At 68.8% G+C, this 14,223-nt stretch carries 11 protein-coding genes; 2 read left to right on the forward strand and 9 right to left on the reverse strand.

Translation table 11 applies throughout. The annotated features are described in order from the left end of the window. Window positions 1-155 precede the first annotated feature (155 nt). The 8 genes from ME121_RS13625 to coxB all read right to left on the reverse strand — a co-directional run bounded on the left by ME121_RS13625 (window position 156) and on the right by coxB (window position 6,927). Complete coding sequence (locus tag ME121_RS13625; RefSeq protein ID WP_012317054.1) at window positions 156-920, reverse strand: SURF1 family protein; 765 nt, start codon at window positions 918-920, stop codon at window positions 156-158. After that, complete coding sequence (locus tag ME121_RS13630; RefSeq protein WP_012317055.1) at window positions 917-1,291, reverse strand: DUF983 domain-containing protein; 375 nt, start codon at window positions 1,289-1,291, stop codon at window positions 917-919. Before ME121_RS13630 ends, ME121_RS13625 begins: the two co-directional genes overlap by 4 nt. 148 nt (window positions 1,292-1,439) lie before the next feature. Beyond that, window positions 1,440-2,303: a cytochrome c oxidase subunit 3 gene (locus tag ME121_RS13635; RefSeq protein ID WP_012317056.1), complete on the reverse strand. Its 864-nt coding sequence runs from the start codon at window positions 2,301-2,303 to the stop codon at window positions 1,440-1,442. A gap of 147 nt (window positions 2,304-2,450) precedes the next feature. Then, window positions 2,451-3,062: a cytochrome c oxidase assembly protein gene (locus ME121_RS13640; RefSeq protein ID WP_012317057.1), complete on the reverse strand. Its 612-nt coding sequence runs from the start codon at window positions 3,060-3,062 to the stop codon at window positions 2,451-2,453. A 10-nt stretch (window positions 3,063-3,072) separates the two neighbouring features. Further along, a complete protein-coding gene (locus ME121_RS13645; protein ID WP_012317058.1) occupies window positions 3,073-3,237 on the reverse strand; it encodes a cytochrome c oxidase system small membrane protein in 165 nt (54 codons plus the stop codon). A gap of 5 nt (window positions 3,238-3,242) precedes the next feature. After that, a complete protein-coding gene (locus ME121_RS13650; RefSeq protein WP_059409006.1) occupies window positions 3,243-4,193 on the reverse strand; it encodes a heme o synthase in 951 nt (316 codons plus the stop codon). A 215-nt stretch (window positions 4,194-4,408) separates the two neighbouring features. Continuing rightward, window positions 4,409-6,037 (reverse strand): cytochrome c oxidase subunit I, encoded by a 1,629-nt coding sequence (gene ctaD, locus ME121_RS13655; protein ID WP_012317060.1) that lies wholly within the window; start codon window positions 6,035-6,037, stop codon window positions 4,409-4,411. A gap of 50 nt (window positions 6,038-6,087) precedes the next feature. Next, a complete protein-coding gene (coxB, locus tag ME121_RS13660) occupies window positions 6,088-6,927 on the reverse strand; it encodes a cytochrome c oxidase subunit II (protein WP_012317061.1) in 840 nt (279 codons plus the stop codon). A gap of 369 nt (window positions 6,928-7,296) precedes the next feature. On the opposite strand from coxB, the gene fdhD reads away from it, so the two are divergent. Continuing rightward, the gene (gene fdhD / locus ME121_RS13665) at window positions 7,297-8,070 is read left to right on the forward strand and encodes a formate dehydrogenase accessory sulfurtransferase FdhD (protein ID WP_244632920.1); all 774 of its coding nucleotides are present in this window, start codon (window positions 7,297-7,299) and stop codon (window positions 8,068-8,070) included. 23 nt (window positions 8,071-8,093) lie between these two features. Here fdhD and ME121_RS13670 read toward each other — a convergent pair whose 3' ends face one another. After that, window positions 8,094-8,906: a hypothetical protein gene (locus ME121_RS13670; RefSeq protein WP_059409007.1), complete on the reverse strand. Its 813-nt coding sequence runs from the start codon at window positions 8,904-8,906 to the stop codon at window positions 8,094-8,096. A 574-nt stretch (window positions 8,907-9,480) separates the two neighbouring features. Between ME121_RS13670 and gltB the strand changes: the two genes are divergently transcribed. Beyond that, window positions 9,481-14,196 carry a glutamate synthase large subunit gene (gltB, locus tag ME121_RS13675; protein WP_059409008.1) on the forward strand — a complete coding sequence of 1,572 codons (4,716 nt, stop codon included), beginning with the start codon at window positions 9,481-9,483 and terminating at the stop codon, window positions 14,194-14,196. The last annotated feature ends 27 nt before the right edge of the window (window positions 14,197-14,223 follow it).

A 14,223-nucleotide genomic window follows, 5' to 3' on the forward strand; every position in this document is an offset into this window, starting at 1 on the left:
GCGAACTGAATACACTATGCAGAGCGCGGCCGATCGCTCAAGAACACAGAAAGTATTCCGGGGCGATGGCCGTCGGTCAAAGGAACGGGTTGCCTTTTTTGGGCTGATCCCGGCGAGACTCTTCTTCGCCGAGATCCTGCGCGTGCGGCTTTATTCTAGGCGGCGCGCGCCGCGGGCGAATCGTGCAGGCGACGCCACGCGAAGACCGAGAACACGCCGATCAGGCAGGCGGCGAGGCCGAACCACGTGAACGCGTATTGCAGGTGGTTGTTCGGCAGGTCGACCCGCAGCTGGCCGCCGCGCGGCCAGGTCGTCTGTCCGGGAACGGCGTCCGCCTCGATCAGGTAGGGCTCGACCGTTCCGAGACCGCGCGCCGCCGCGATGCCGGTGATATCCCGGTTGAACCACTCCCCGCGTGCGGGATCCGGCTCCGGCACGAACATCCCCCGGGCCTCGCTCGCGCGGAGGATACCGGTGACCGTCGTCGGCCCGTCGATCAGGCCGTCCCGGCGATCGCCCTGCGCCTTCAGTTCCGTGGGAACGAAGCCCCGGTTGACCAGCACGAGGCTGCCATCCTCGCGGCGGAACGGCGTCAGCACGTAGTACCCCTGCAGGGCGCGCCCCGGCGTCTCGCCGGGCGCCAATCCGTGGACCAGGGTCTCACGATCGTTGAGGAACTGACCGGCGACCCGGACATGGCGAAACTCGTCGCGTGCCGGATCCCAGGACTCCGCGGCCGGCGGCGCTACCGGCTCCGCGCGGGTCTGACGGACGAGCCGGAGGATGAGATCTTCCTTCCAGGCCTTGCGCTCGAGCTGCCACGTTCCGAGGCCCAGCAAGATGGCCAGCGCGATCAGCGAGGCGAGTCCCGGCGCGACGAGGTCGCGCCAGGCAGCCCGTTGCGGTTCGGTCGCGGTCACGGCTTGAAGCGCCCTTCCTCGGCCCGGTTGCTGAACTGCAGGGCGATCAGCAGACCCTTGAGGGGCCGCACCAGGATCAGGCTGAGTCCGACCGAGAGCGTCAGCGCCACAAGGGCGTGGACCCAGATCGGCGGCTCGTAGGTGATCTCCAGCCACAGGGCGAGGCCGACGACGACCAGGCCGACGATCGACATGACGAAGAAGGCTGGCCCGTCCGCCGAGTCGAAATGCGCGTAGTCGAGGCCGCAGGCCTCGCAGGACGGGCGCAGGGTCAGGAAGCCCTTGAACAGATGACCCTCGCCGCAGCGCGGGCAGCGGCCGCGCAGGCCGGTGGGGATCGGCGGCGGCGGCGAATAGGTTCGGTCGTCCACGGGCACACTCCAGACCTGTTCCGCGCGGGCGCCATGCCCCGCGTCGGGGCCGCCCCCTCGATATGGGGATCGCGCGGCGTCGGAAATGCAGAAGGGCGGCCTGAGCCGCCCTTCGCAGGTCCGCCATGCAGCGGCGAGATGGTTCCGCTCAGTGAGCGCCGCCACCGTGGAACACGCCGGAGCCCCACACGTAGATGGCGGCGAACAGGAACAGCCACACGACATCGACGAAGTGCCAGTACCAGGCGGCGAACTCGAAGCCGAGGTGCTGACGGGGCGTGAACTGGCCCGCGTAGGCGCGGAACAGGCACACTGCCAGGAAGATCGTGCCGATGATCACGTGGGCGCCGTGGAAGCCCGTCGCCATGAAGAAGGTCGACGAGTAGATGCTGCCCGAGAAGCCGAATTCGGCGTGGCTGTACTCGTAGGCTTGGCAGGCGGTGAACAGGACGCCGAGGATGATGGTCAGCCACAGGCCGTACTTCAGGCCCTTGCGGTCGCCCTCGATCAGCGCGTGGTGCGCCCAGGTCACGGTGGTGCCCGAGGTCAGCAGGATCAGCGTGTTGAGGAGCGGCAGGTGCCAGGGATCGAACGCCTCGATGCCTTTCGGCGGCCAGACACCGCCGGTGAACTCCACGCGCGAGACCTGGATCGGGTCGGCGGTGTAGAGGGCGGCCTCGAAGTAGGCCCAGAACCACGCGACGAAGAACATCACCTCGGAGGCGATGAACATCATCATGCCGTAGCGGTGGTGCAACTGCACGACGCGGGTATGGTCGCCGGAATTGGCCTCGTGCGCGACGTCCTTCCACCACGCGTACATGGTGTAGAGAACGCCGATCGTGCCGGCCCCGAAGATGTAGGGTCCCGGGCTCAGGGTGCCGATCTGGAGGCTCTTCATCCAGAACACAGCGCCGAACGCCATGAGGAAGCCCGAGAAGGCCCCGAGCAACGGCCACGGGCTCGGATTCAGGATGTGAAAGTCGTGATTCTTGGCGTGCGCCTCGGCCATCGTCCCGTCGCTCCTCACCCTCGCGCCCTGCGCCGTTCCCGGCCTTACGCTGTTCGTTGCTTGCTCTTGGCCGGGCGCGGCACGCACCACACCCAAGCTTGCCCGCAGCTTTAGTCGGTGCAGCCCCGTGTTGTCACGAGGCCGCGATCAGAAATCGCCCTTCGTGCCCGGAGAAGACGATTTCGCCACCGTCGCCTTGACCGGCTGGCCGTTCTTGGAGGCGAAGTACGTGTAGGATAGCGTCATCTCCGAGAGATGCGCGGTGTTCGAGTCGTCCCGCACGGCCGGATCGACGTAGAAGACCACCGGCACGTCCAACGTCTCGCCCGGCTGGAGCGTCTGCTCGTTGAAGCAGAAGCAGGCGATCTTGACGAAATAGCCGCCCATCAGCCCCGGCTGGACGTTGAAGGTGGCGACCCCCGCCGAGGGCGTGCTGCCGGTATTCTGCACACGGAAGAAGACCGTCTTGGTCTCGCCGAGCTTCGCCTCGACGCTGCTCACCTCCGGGATGAACTTCCAGGGCAGGCCCGGCGCGACGTTCGTGTCGAAGTGGACGACCATGCTGTCGTCGGTCCGCGCCGCTGAGGCCGAGAGCGCCGGCCCCTGCCGGGGCGTGCCGTCGTAGCCGGTTGCCTTGCAGAAGGCGTCGTAGAGCGGCACCGACGCGAAGGCGAGGCCGACCATGCCGATGGCGAGACCCGCGCAGGCGAGGGCTGTTCGCGTCGCGGCCCGGCTCGGTCCTGAAGGAGGAAGTGTCATCGCGAACGCCTCAGATCGGCCGGCTCAGGATCTGCGGTCCGAGCTTGACGATCGTCAGCACGAAGAACAGCAGAACCCAGGCACCGAGGGCCAGCGCGATCGCGATCGACCGCTTGCGGCGCCGCGCCTCCTGCTCGGGCGTGAGCGGCCGGTACTGGATCTCGGGATCCGCCATGGCGCTCAACCCAGGACCGGGCGGAACAGGCCGAAGCTCTGCTCGGCCAGGAGCGCCGAGAACAGCGCGAACAGGTAGAGGATCGAGAAGCCGAACATGCCCATGGCGGCGCGCCGCTCGGCATCGCCCTCCGGGTTCCGAAGCACCCGGATGCTGAAGGCCACCATGCCGAGGCCGCCCACCAGGCCGACCACAGCGTAGACGAGCCCGCCGAAGCCCAGCGCCACCGGGACGAGGCCGAGCGGCGCGAGGAGCAGCGAGTACCACACGATCTGGCGGCGGGTGGAGGCCGGGCCGGCCACGTTGGGCATCATCGGGATGCCGGCGCGGGCGTACTCGTCGGCCTTGATCAGGGCGAGCGCCCAGAAGTGCGGCGGGGTCCAGATGAAGATGATGGCGAACAGGATCAGCGACTCGATGCCGATCGACCCGCTCACCACCGCCTGGCCGATGACCGGCGGCAGGGCGCCCGCGGCGCCGCCTATGACGATGTTCTGAGCGGTCGCCCGCTTCAGCCACATCGAGTACACCACCGCGTAGAACACGATGGTGAAGGCGAGGAGCGCGGCGGCCAGGAGATTGGCGGCGAGCCCGAGCACGACCACCGAGGCGACCGACAGGAACAGCCCGAAGCCCAGCGCCTCCTCCGAGGTGATCCGGCCCGACGGGATCGGCCGGGTGGCGGTCCGGCTCATGACCGCATCGATGTCGGCGTCCCACCACATGTTCAGGCAGCCGGACGCCCCGGCTCCGACCGCGATGGCGAGGAGCGAGATCGCGCCGATGGCCGGCTGCACGTGGCCCTGCGAGACCACCATGCCGACCAGCGCGGTGAAGATGACGAGGACCATCACCCGGGGCTTCAGCAGGGCGAAGTAGTCCGGAACGTCGCCGCCGGCGGTCGTGAGGGCCGGACCCGGAACGTCCGGTCCGATCGTGTTCGTCAGGCTCGTCATCGCGTCTGCCGCTGCTGTGTCGGCGCCCGGCCGCGCGCGTCACGGCCGAGTCGTGTCTCGAATTCGACGTGTTCCAAGGATCGGCGTGAGCGGGGCCCAGGGAGTCTACCTCGGCCCGTGCGGATCGCCCTCATCGCTCGCCCTTGCCGGGAGGTCGGCCGACCGGCCTCCGGGTAAGGGCGAGGGCCGCGGATGCGGCCCTCGCGGGGTGTCTATCAGTGCGCGCCGGGCTCGTCGACGATGCGGGGCAGCGTCTCGAACTGGTGGAACGGGGGCGGCGAGGAGAGCGTCCACTCGAGGGTGGTGGCGCCTTCACCCCACGGGTTGTCCGCGGCCCGCTCCTTCGAGCGGAAGGCCAGGACCACGCCGATCACGAACACGAACATGCCGAGACCGAAGATGTGGCCGCCGTAGGTCGACACCTTGTGCCACTGGGCGAAGGCGTCCGGGTAGTCGGCGTAGCGGCGCGGCATGCCGGCCAGTCCGAGGAAGTGCATCGGGAAGAACAGGATGTTCGCGCCGATGAAGGCCAGCCAGAAGTGCAGCTTGCCGGCCCATTCCGGGATGATGTGGCCGGTCATCTTCGGGAACCAGTAGTAGATACCGGCGAAGATGATGAACACGGCGCCGAGAGACAGGACGTAGTGGAAGTGCGCCACCACGTAATAGGTGTCGTGCAGGTACTTATCGACCGCCGAGTTGGCGAGCACGACGCCGGTGACGCCGCCGACCGTGAAGAGGAAGATAAAGCCCACCGCCCAGTGCATCGCGGCGGTGAAGCGGATGGAGCCGCCCCACATGGTGGCGATCCACGAGAAGATCTTCACGCCGGTCGGGACGGCGATCACCATCGTGGCGAACACGAAGTAGGACTGCGTCTGCAGCGACAGACCGACGGTGTACATGTGGTGGGCCCACACGACGAAGCCGACCACGCCGATCGCCACCATGGCGTAGGCCATCGCGAGGTAGCCGAAGACCGGCTTGCGCGAGAAGGTAGCGATGATGTGCGACACGATGCCGAAGGCCGGCAGGATCATGATGTACACTTCGGGGTGACCGAAGAACCAGAACAGGTGCTGGTACAGGATCGGGTCACCGCCGCCGGCCGGATCGAAGAAGGTCGTTCCGAAATTGCGGTCGGTCAGCAGCATCGTGATGGCGCCCGCGAGCACCGGCAGCGACAGCAGCAGGAGGAACGCGGTCACCAGCTCGGCCCAGGCGAAGAGCGGCATCTTGTGCAGCGTCATGCCCGGGGCGCGCATGTTCAGGATGGTCGTGATGAAGTTGATCGCGCCGAGGATCGAGCCCGCGCCCGACAGGTGCAGGGCGAAGATGGCGAAGTCGACGGCCGGGCCGGGATGGCCGGCGGTCGAGAGCGGCGGGTAGACGGTCCAGCCGGTGCCGGCGCCGGACGCGCCGGGAGCGCCCTCGACGAACAGCGAGCAGAGCAGCGAGCAGAAACCCGCGACCGTGAGCCAGAACGAGATGTTGTTCATGCGCGGGAACGCCATGTCGGGCGCGCCGATCATGAGGGGCACGAACCAGTTGCCGAAGCCGCCGATCAGCGCCGGCATCACCATGAAGAACACCATGATGAGCCCGTGGCCCGTGACGAAGACGTTGTAGGTCGCGGGATTCGAGAAGTACTGCAGGCCGGGCGCCTCCATCTCCATCCGGATGCCGAAGGAGAGGAACGCGCCGATCATGCCGGCGCAGAAGGCGAAGAGCAGGTAGAGCGTGCCGATGTCCTTGTGGTTCGTCGACAGGAACCAGCGGGCGAAGAACGACGGCTTATGGTCGTGGACCTCGTGGGCCTCTGCATGGGCTGCGGCTGTAGCCATGGATTCGGATGCCTTGTGGATCTGATGGGTTCGGGTCGGTCAGCCGGGGCTCAGCGCGCCTCGGCGACGCTCGTGCCGGTGTCGATGCGGGCGTACTTGGTCTTCGCCTCCTTCAGCCAGTCGGCGTAAGCCTGCTCGCTGACCACGCGAACCACGATCGGCATGTAGGCGTGGCGCTGTCCGCACAGCTCCGAGCACTGGCCGTGGAACGTGCCCTCCTTGTCGGCCTTGAACCACATCTGGTTCAGCCGGCCGGGGACGGCGTCGATCTTGAAGCCGAAGGCCGGCATCGCCCAGGAATGCAGCACGTCGGCGGCGGTGACCTGGATCTTCACGATCTTGTTGACCGGAACGACCATCTCGTTGTCGGTCTGGAGCAGGCGCGGCTGCTTGTCCTCGTCGAGGTTGGCATCGAACGTGAAGCCGCCGCCGGCCTCCGTCTGCGGGTACTCGTACGACCAGTACCAGGCATGGCCGATGACCTTGACGATCATGTCGGCCTTCGGATCCGAGAGCTGCGTGCGCAGCAGGCGGAAGGACGGGATCGCCACGGCGACCAGGATCAGCACCGGCACGATCGTCCAGGCGATCTCGATGGCGGTGTTGTGCGTGGTCCGCGAGGGCGTCGGGTTCCGCTTCTCGCCGAAGCGGTAGACGCACCAGAGGATGAGTCCGAGGACGAAGACCGAGATGGCGAGGGACAGCCAGTGCAGTCCGATCTCGAAGTTCAGGATGTCGCGCGCGTTCTCGGTGACCGGGATCTGCCGGTCCATCTCCCACGGCACGGGCTGACCGAAGCCCGCGGCCTGCGCGCCGGATATCGGGAAGAGCAGGGCGCCGAGAGCGGCGAGGCTCCAGAGTGACCGGTTGATCGTCCGCACCGTCCGCATCTGCCTCTCGTGGCTCCCCTGAACTATCTGGCTGCCGCCGGACCTTCCCGTCTTGACCGCGTGCGGGATTGTACCGACGTGACGGAGTACCGGTTGTGTTACCCGGCATTATCCGACCGGCGCTTCAGACCACAAGGGCCGGCCACGTGCAACCGCACAAGCGTCGCATCGCGCGCTTTCCAGCCAGTTGACGGCGCCTCGTGGCGTCGGCGCACTAGGGGGCGGCAAAATTGTTCCCCGTCGCGTCGCGCCGGGGATGAAGCGTCGCGACGCGTTCGTGTCACGCCTGCGGAGTCCACGATGTCCACGCAAACCGGCAGCCTCACGTCCGGTCCTCTGCCCTGCGCGGTGCCGGCGCCCATGCAGGTGATGCCCTATACGGGTTCGGCGCCGAGATCGGGCACGCGGCCGCTCGCCGTCGAAGCGCCGGTCAACCTCGTCTACGGCAGCGTGCCGCACGCCGTGATGATGGCGACGCCCGCTGACCTCGAGGATTTCGCCTACGGCTTCAGCCTGACGGAGGGCATCGTGGACAGCGCGGAGGAGATCCGCGCGACCCGGGTGGAGGCCGGGCCGGACGGCCTTCGCCTCCACGTCGATCTCGCGCCGGGACGGCTCCGCGAGCATCTGGCGCGCAAGCGCGCCATCAGCGGCCGGACCGGCTGTGGGGTCTGCGGCATCGAGGATCTGGCGCAGCTGCCGCGGGCCGGAGGCCGGGCGGCCTCCGAGGTCCGGGTCGCGCTGTCGGCCATCGCGCGCGCCCTGGCGGACCTCGACAGCGCGCAGCGGCTCGGCGCGGAGACCCGCGCGGTCCACGCCGCGGCCTGGGCTCGCCTCGACGGCGGCCTCGCCGCGGTCCGCGAGGATGTCGGCCGCCACAACGCCCTGGACAAGCTGATCGGCGCCCTGATGCGGACGGACACGGCCGTGGATGCCGGGTTCCTGGTCATCACCAGCCGCTGCTCGTTCGAGATGGTCGAGAAGGCCGCGCGCCTCGGGGCGGCCGTCATCGTCGCCATCTCGGCGCCGACGTCCCTGGCCCTGGAGCGCGCCCGCTCCTACGGCATGACGCTCTGCGCCATCGCGCGGGCCGACACGGTCACGGTGTTCACGGGCGCCGAGCGGCTGACCGACGGCGCGTGACGCGCTCGCCTCGGTCTCCGAGACTACTCGGCCTGGCCCGGGACAACGGTCGCGCCCCCGATCACCCGGACCGGCTTCTTGTCGGTGGGCGGGTCCTTCCAATCCTTCGCGGCCGGCTTGGGCGCCCCTGCCACGGCGGCGTCGGCCGGCTTCGACGGCGTGGCGGACGGTGGCGCGGGAGCCGCGGCGGGCGTCTTCTCGATCGACGCCGCCTTGGTCTCGGGCGCCGGCCCGGCATTCGGATCCGCCTTGGCCGCATCTGCCGGCGCGAGCTTGGGGGCCGGCGCCTGGGGGGAGGTTCGGGGCGGCGGCTTCAACTCCGGGGTCCTGGCGAGCGCCCCGCGCGCGACCCGCTTCGGCGGAGCGGTCCGGCCGACATTGTCGGGATTCACGCCTTCCGGGTTGGCGTCAGGCCGCATCGCCTCGCCGGCCGGCCGGCGCTGCGGCCGCGCCACCGGGCCGTCCTCGGAGGGGACGGGGCGCATCGCGCGACGGGGCACCACCTCGTCCTCGGTCCAGCCGAATCCCGGTGCGGGCCGCTCCAGCCGCGCGACCGTCTCGGGCGCGCCGATCGGGCGGCGGCCCACGATTGCACCCGTCATGGGATCGACGAACAGCCGGACGGGCGCGCCGGCGGGACCGACGGCGTCGACCACGTAGACCCGCCCGTCGAAGCGCGGACGGCTCAGGCCGCTGAACCCGCGGTCGGCGAGGCGCCAGGCCACGACGCGCGGCGGAAGGACTTCGTCCTCGAAGGCGAACTGCGCGCGCGCGCCGGCGCTCACTCCCACGAGAGCGAGCACCGACATGAAGCCGGCGCGAAGCGTTCTGATCATCGGGGATTGAAGGCGCGCAGCGACTCTGCTCGTCATCGTCACTCTTGTGCGTTCTGGGTTTGGAGACCCGGCAGAGTGTCCGGTTCCGGCATGGTCCGGGCCGGTGGACCCGGACCTCGACCATGCCGGCGAGGTCGTTGCCCCGCATGCCGCTTGTGCTCGGCCTGCCCGGTAGACCCCGCGATTCGGGCGAGATTGCGGAGGCGCGATGCGTGCCGCGACCCGTCATCCAGAGCGGCGACACCGTGCCCGTCAGCTGTCTCTTGCTGAAAACATTTCAATCTGGCAGTTTCGCGACTTAGGACAGCACAACTGTCCCATCGGCCGTGCATCCCGGCCGTCGCCGTCTCGCGCGCGGGCGAGAGAGAACGGTAGACGGACACGGGCGCGCCAGCGCGCCGCTCCTCGAGCGGTCCGGGTCCTCGATGAACGCGAGCCGACGGACGGGTCCTCCGGGACCGGCCGGATGGCCTGCGGCAAGAGGCCGAGCGCGGGGCGCCGACGGCTTGCGGGCATGAAACATGCTCGCGGGTTCTTGGCTGCGGACGGGTTCGAGGGAAGGACGAGACGAAGCATGTCACAACGCAGACCCGCCGACGAGTTTGCTGCGTTCACGGCCCAGGCTGCCGCCCCCCGTGGCGGCGCCATGCCGCTCATCGTGCGCGACCCCGCCCTTCCGAAAGCCCAGGGTTCCTACGATCCGGCTCACGAGCGCGACGCCTGCGGTGTCGGCTTCATCGCCGATATGCACGACCGCCGCACCCACGCGATCGTCGAGCAGGGTCTGAAGATCCTGGAGAACCTCGATCACCGCGGCGCGGTGGGCGCCGATCCCAAGATGGGTGACGGCTGCGGCATCCTCACGCAGATCCCGCACGGCTTCTTCGCGGAGGAGTGCTCGCGTCTCGGCTTCGAGCTTCCGCCCGCGGGCTCGTACGCCATCGGGCAGTTCTTCATGCCGAAGGCGGAGGAGCCCCGGGCGATCATCCAGGAGATCGTCGAATCGGCCCTGGCCGCCGAGGGCCTTCCGCTCCTCGGCTGGCGCGACGTGCCGGTGGACCCGGAGGATCTCGGCGACGCCGTGAAGGCCACCGAACCGCATCACCGTCAGGTGTTCATCGGCCGGCCCGCCTCGGTCACCGACCAGGACGCGTTCGAGCGCCGGGTCTACGTCGCCCGCAAGGTGATCTCCAACAAGGTCTACGGCCTCGACGACCCGCGGGTGAAGGAGTTCTACCCGGTCTCCGTGTCGACTCGGACCATCGTCTACAAGGGCATGGTGCTGGTCACGCAGCTCGGCGGCTACTTCCTCGACCTGAAGGACGACCGCTTCGTCTCGGCGATCGCCCTCGTTCACCAGCGCTTCGCCACCAACACGTTCCCGACGTGGCGGCTCTCGCACCCGTACCGGATGGTCGCGCATAACGGCGAGATCAACACGCTGCGCGGCAACGTCAACTGGATGGCGGCCCGCCAGGCGAGCGTCGATTCCGACCTGTTCGGCAACGACATCTCGAAGCTGTGGCCGATCTCGTACGAGGGCCAGTCCGACACCGCCTGCTTCGACAACGCCCTCGAGTTCCTCGTGCAGGGCGGCTACCCGCTCGCCCACGCGATGATGATGCTCATCCCGGAGGCCTGGGCCGGCAACCCGCTGATGAGCGAGGAACGGCGCGCCTTCTACGAGTATCACGCTGCCCTGATGGAGCCGTGGGACGGCCCGGCCGCCGTGGCCTTCACGGACGGCCGCCAGATCGGCGCGACCCTGGACCGCAACGGCCTGCGCCCGGCGCGGTACATCGTGACCGACGACGGCCTCGTGGTGCTCGCTTCCGAGATGGGCACCCTGCCGATCCCGGACGAGAAGATCGTCCAGTCCTGGCGCCTCCAGCCGGGCCGCATGCTGCTGATCGACCTCCAGAAGGGCCGCATCGTCTCCGACGAGGAGATCAAGGGCGAGCTGGCCGCCGCGCACCCCTACGCCGACTGGGTGAAGAACACCCAGATCGTGCTGGAGGATCTGCGCCCAGTGCAGCCGCGCGAGTCGCGGGGCGACGTCAGCCTGCTCGATCGCCAGCAGGCCTTCGGCTACACGCAGGAAGACCTCAAGCTGCTCATGCAGCCCATGGCCGTCACCGGCCAGGAGGCGGTCGGCTCGATGGGCACGGACACGCCGCTCTCGGCGCTCTCCGAGAAGTCGAAGCTCCTCTACACCTACTTCAAGCAGAACTTCGCGCAGGTCACGAACCCGCCGATCGACCCGATCCGCGAGGAGGCCGTCATGAGCCTCGTCTCGTTCATCGGGCCGCGGCCGAACCTGCTCGACATGGAGGGCGCGTCCCGGCGCAAGCGCCTGGAGGTCCGCCAGCCGATCCTGACCAACGCGGATCTGGAGAAGATCCGCTCGATCGGGCATTTCGAGGACCGGTTCGACACCAAGACACTCGACATGACCTACCCGGCCGAGACCGGCGCGGCGGCCATGGACGGGGCGCTTGACCGGCTCTGCGACCGCGCCGAGGCGGCGGTGCGCGGCGGCTACAACATCATCGTGCTCACCGACCGGGCGGTCGGGCCGGACCGGATCCCGATCCCGGCGCTGCTGGCCACGGCCTCCGTGCATAACTACCTGATCCGCAAGGGACTTCGGACCTCGGTCGGCCTCGTGGTCGAGTCCGGCGAGCCGCGCGAGGTGCACCACTTCGCGTGCCTCGCCGGCTACGGCGCCGAGGCGGTCAACCCGTACCTCGCCTTCGAGACGCTGCTCGACATGAAGGACGAGTTCCCGCCGGACCTCACCGACGACGAGATCATCTACCGCTACATCAAGGCGATCGATAAGGGCCTGCTGAAGGTGATGTCCAAGATGGGCATCTCCACCTACCAGTCCTACTGTGGCGCGCAGATCTTCGACGCGGTCGGCCTGAACTCGACCTTCGTCGGCCGCGACTTCTTCGGCACGGCCACGACCATCGAGGGCGTCGGCATGGCGGAGATCGCGGAGGAGACCGCGCGCCGTCACCGAGACGCCTTCGGCGACGCGCCGGTCTACCGCAACGCCCTCGATGTCGGCGGCGAGTACGCCTACCGCCTGCGCGGCGAGACCCACACTTGGACGCCCGACACGGTGGCGACGCTGCAGCACGCCGTGCGCCTCAACGTGCCGGAGCGCTACCGGGAATACGCCGAGCTGGTGAACCGCCAGGAGCACCAGCTGAAGACGCTGCGCGGCCTGTTCCGGATCAAGTCCGCCACCGAGATCGGCCGCGCGCCGGTCCCGCTGGACGCGGTCGAGCCGGCCTCCGAGATCGTCAAGCGCTTCGCCACGGGCGCCATGTCGTACGGCTCCATCTCCAAGGAGGCGCACGAGACGCTCGCCATCGCGCTCAACTCCTTCGGCGGCCGCTCGAACTCGGGCGAGGGCGGCGAGGAGGTCGAGCGGTTCAAGCCCCTGCCGGACGGGCGCTCGCGCCGGTCGTCGATCAAGCAGGTCGCCTCCGGGCGGTTCGGCGTCACGACGGAATACCTCGTCAATTCCGACATGATGCAGATCAAGGTCGCGCAGGGCGCCAAGCCCGGCGAGGGCGGTCAGCTGCCCGGCCACAAGGTCGACGCCAAGATCGCCAAGGTCCGCTACGCGACCCCGGGCGTCGGCCTGATCTCCCCGCCGCCGCACCACGACATCTACTCGATCGAGGATCTGGCCCAGCTGATCTTCGACCTGAAGAACGTGAACCCGTCGGCGGACGTGTCGGTGAAGCTCGTCTCCGAGGTCGGCGTCGGCACGGTCGCGGCCGGCGTCGCCAAGGCGCGCGCCGACCACATCACGATCTCGGGCTTCGACGGCGGCACCGGCGCGGCGCCGCTGACCTCCCTCAAGCACGCGGGCGGTCCCTGGGAGACCGGGCTGGCTGAGACCCAGCAGACACTGGTGCTCAACGGCCTGCGCGGCCGCGTCGCCCTCCAGGCCGACGGCGGCATCCGGACCGGGCGCGACGTGATGATCGCGGCGCTGCTCGGCGCCGACCAGATGGGCTTCTCGACGGCGCCGCTGATCGCCGCCGGCTGCATCATGATGCGCAAGTGCCACCTGAACACCTGCCCGGTGGGCGTCGCCACCCAGGATCCGGTGCTGCGCAAGCGCTTCAAGGGCACGCCCGAGCACGTGGTGAACTACTTCTTCTTCGTGGCCGAGGAGGTGCGGGAGATCCTGGCGTCGCTCGGCTTCACGAAGCTGGAGGAGGCGGTCGGCCGCTCCGACGTGCTCGACAAGGTCGAGGCCATCGCCCACTGGAAGGCGCGCGGGCTCGACTTCACGAAGCTGTTCCACCGGCCCAAGGTGGCCGAGGGCACGGCGATCCGCCACGTGGAGGTGCAGCACCACCCGATCGACACGGTCCTCGACCGGCGCCTGATCGAGAAGGCGCAGCGCGCCATCGAGACCGGTGAGCCGGTGGTGATCACCGACACCATCCGGAACTCGGACCGGGCCGCGGGCGCGATGCTCTCCGGCGCGGTGGCGAAGGCGCACGGCCACGAGGGCCTGCCCGACGACACGATCGTGGTGAGGCTCGCCGGCACGGCAGGCCAGAGCTTCGGCGCGTGGGTCGCTGCCGGCGTGACCGTCGAGCTGACCGGTCACGGCAACGACTACGTCGGCAAGGGCCTGTCGGGCGGCAAGCTGATCATCCGGCCGAGCGACGCGCTGAAGTCGCCGCAGGACCGGACCATCATGGTCGGCAACACCGTGCTGTACGGGGCGATCGCCGGCGAGTGCTACATCCGCGGCTCCGCGGGCGAGCGCTTCGCGGTGCGCAATTCGGGCGCCATCACGGTGGTCGAGGGCATGGGCGATCACGGCTGCGAGTACATGACCGGCGGCGTGGTCGTGTCGATCGGCGAGACCGGGCGCAACTTCGCGGCCGGCATGTCCGGCGGCATCGCCTACGTGCTCGACGAGGACGGCTCGTTCTCGGCGCGCTGCAACCTGTCGATGGTCGACTTGGAGCCGGTCGAGGAGGAGGACGACCTGATGCGTCGCTTCCACCAGGACGGCGATCTGGAGACCAAGGGGCGGGTCGACATCCTGGCCGACATGTCCGGTCACGACGAGGAGCGGCTGACGCAGCTCATCACCAACCATCTCAAGTATACGGGCAGCCCCCGCGCCAAGGCGATCCTCGACGACTGGAGCGGCTACCGCACCAAGTTCGTGAAGGTGATGCCGGTGGAGTACCGCCGGGCCCTGCGCGAGATGGAGATGGCGCGGATGCCGGTGGCCGCCGAGTAGGCAGCTTCCTCAGACCGGGCGGTCTGC

This window comes from Methylobacterium sp. ME121 (genome assembly GCF_000974725.1).
GTDB classification, from domain to species: Bacteria; Pseudomonadota; Alphaproteobacteria; order Rhizobiales; family Beijerinckiaceae; genus Methylobacterium; species Methylobacterium radiotolerans.

Coding starts and splice junctions, on each gene's coding strand:
- ME121_RS13635 (WP_012317056.1), bottom strand. CDS start 2,303: ATGGCCGAGGCGCACGCCAAGAATCACGACTTTCACATCCTGAATCCG.
- ME121_RS13640 (WP_012317057.1), bottom strand. CDS start 3,062: ATGACACTTCCTCCTTCAGGACCGAGCCGGGCCGCGACGCGAACAGCC.
- ME121_RS13645 (WP_012317058.1), bottom strand. CDS start 3,237: ATGGCGGATCCCGAGATCCAGTACCGGCCGCTCACGCCCGAGCAGGAG.
- ME121_RS13650 (WP_059409006.1), bottom strand. CDS start 4,193: ATGACGAGCCTGACGAACACGATCGGACCGGACGTTCCGGGTCCGGCC.
- ctaD (WP_012317060.1), bottom strand. CDS start 6,037: ATGGCTACAGCCGCAGCCCATGCAGAGGCCCACGAGGTCCACGACCAT.
- coxB (WP_012317061.1), bottom strand. CDS start 6,927: ATGCGGACGGTGCGGACGATCAACCGGTCACTCTGGAGCCTCGCCGCT.
- fdhD (WP_244632920.1), top strand. CDS start 7,297: ATGCCCTATACGGGTTCGGCGCCGAGATCGGGCACGCGGCCGCTCGCC.
- ME121_RS13670 (WP_059409007.1), bottom strand. CDS start 8,906: ATGATCAGAACGCTTCGCGCCGGCTTCATGTCGGTGCTCGCTCTCGTG.
- gltB (WP_059409008.1), top strand. CDS start 9,481: ATGTCACAACGCAGACCCGCCGACGAGTTTGCTGCGTTCACGGCCCAG.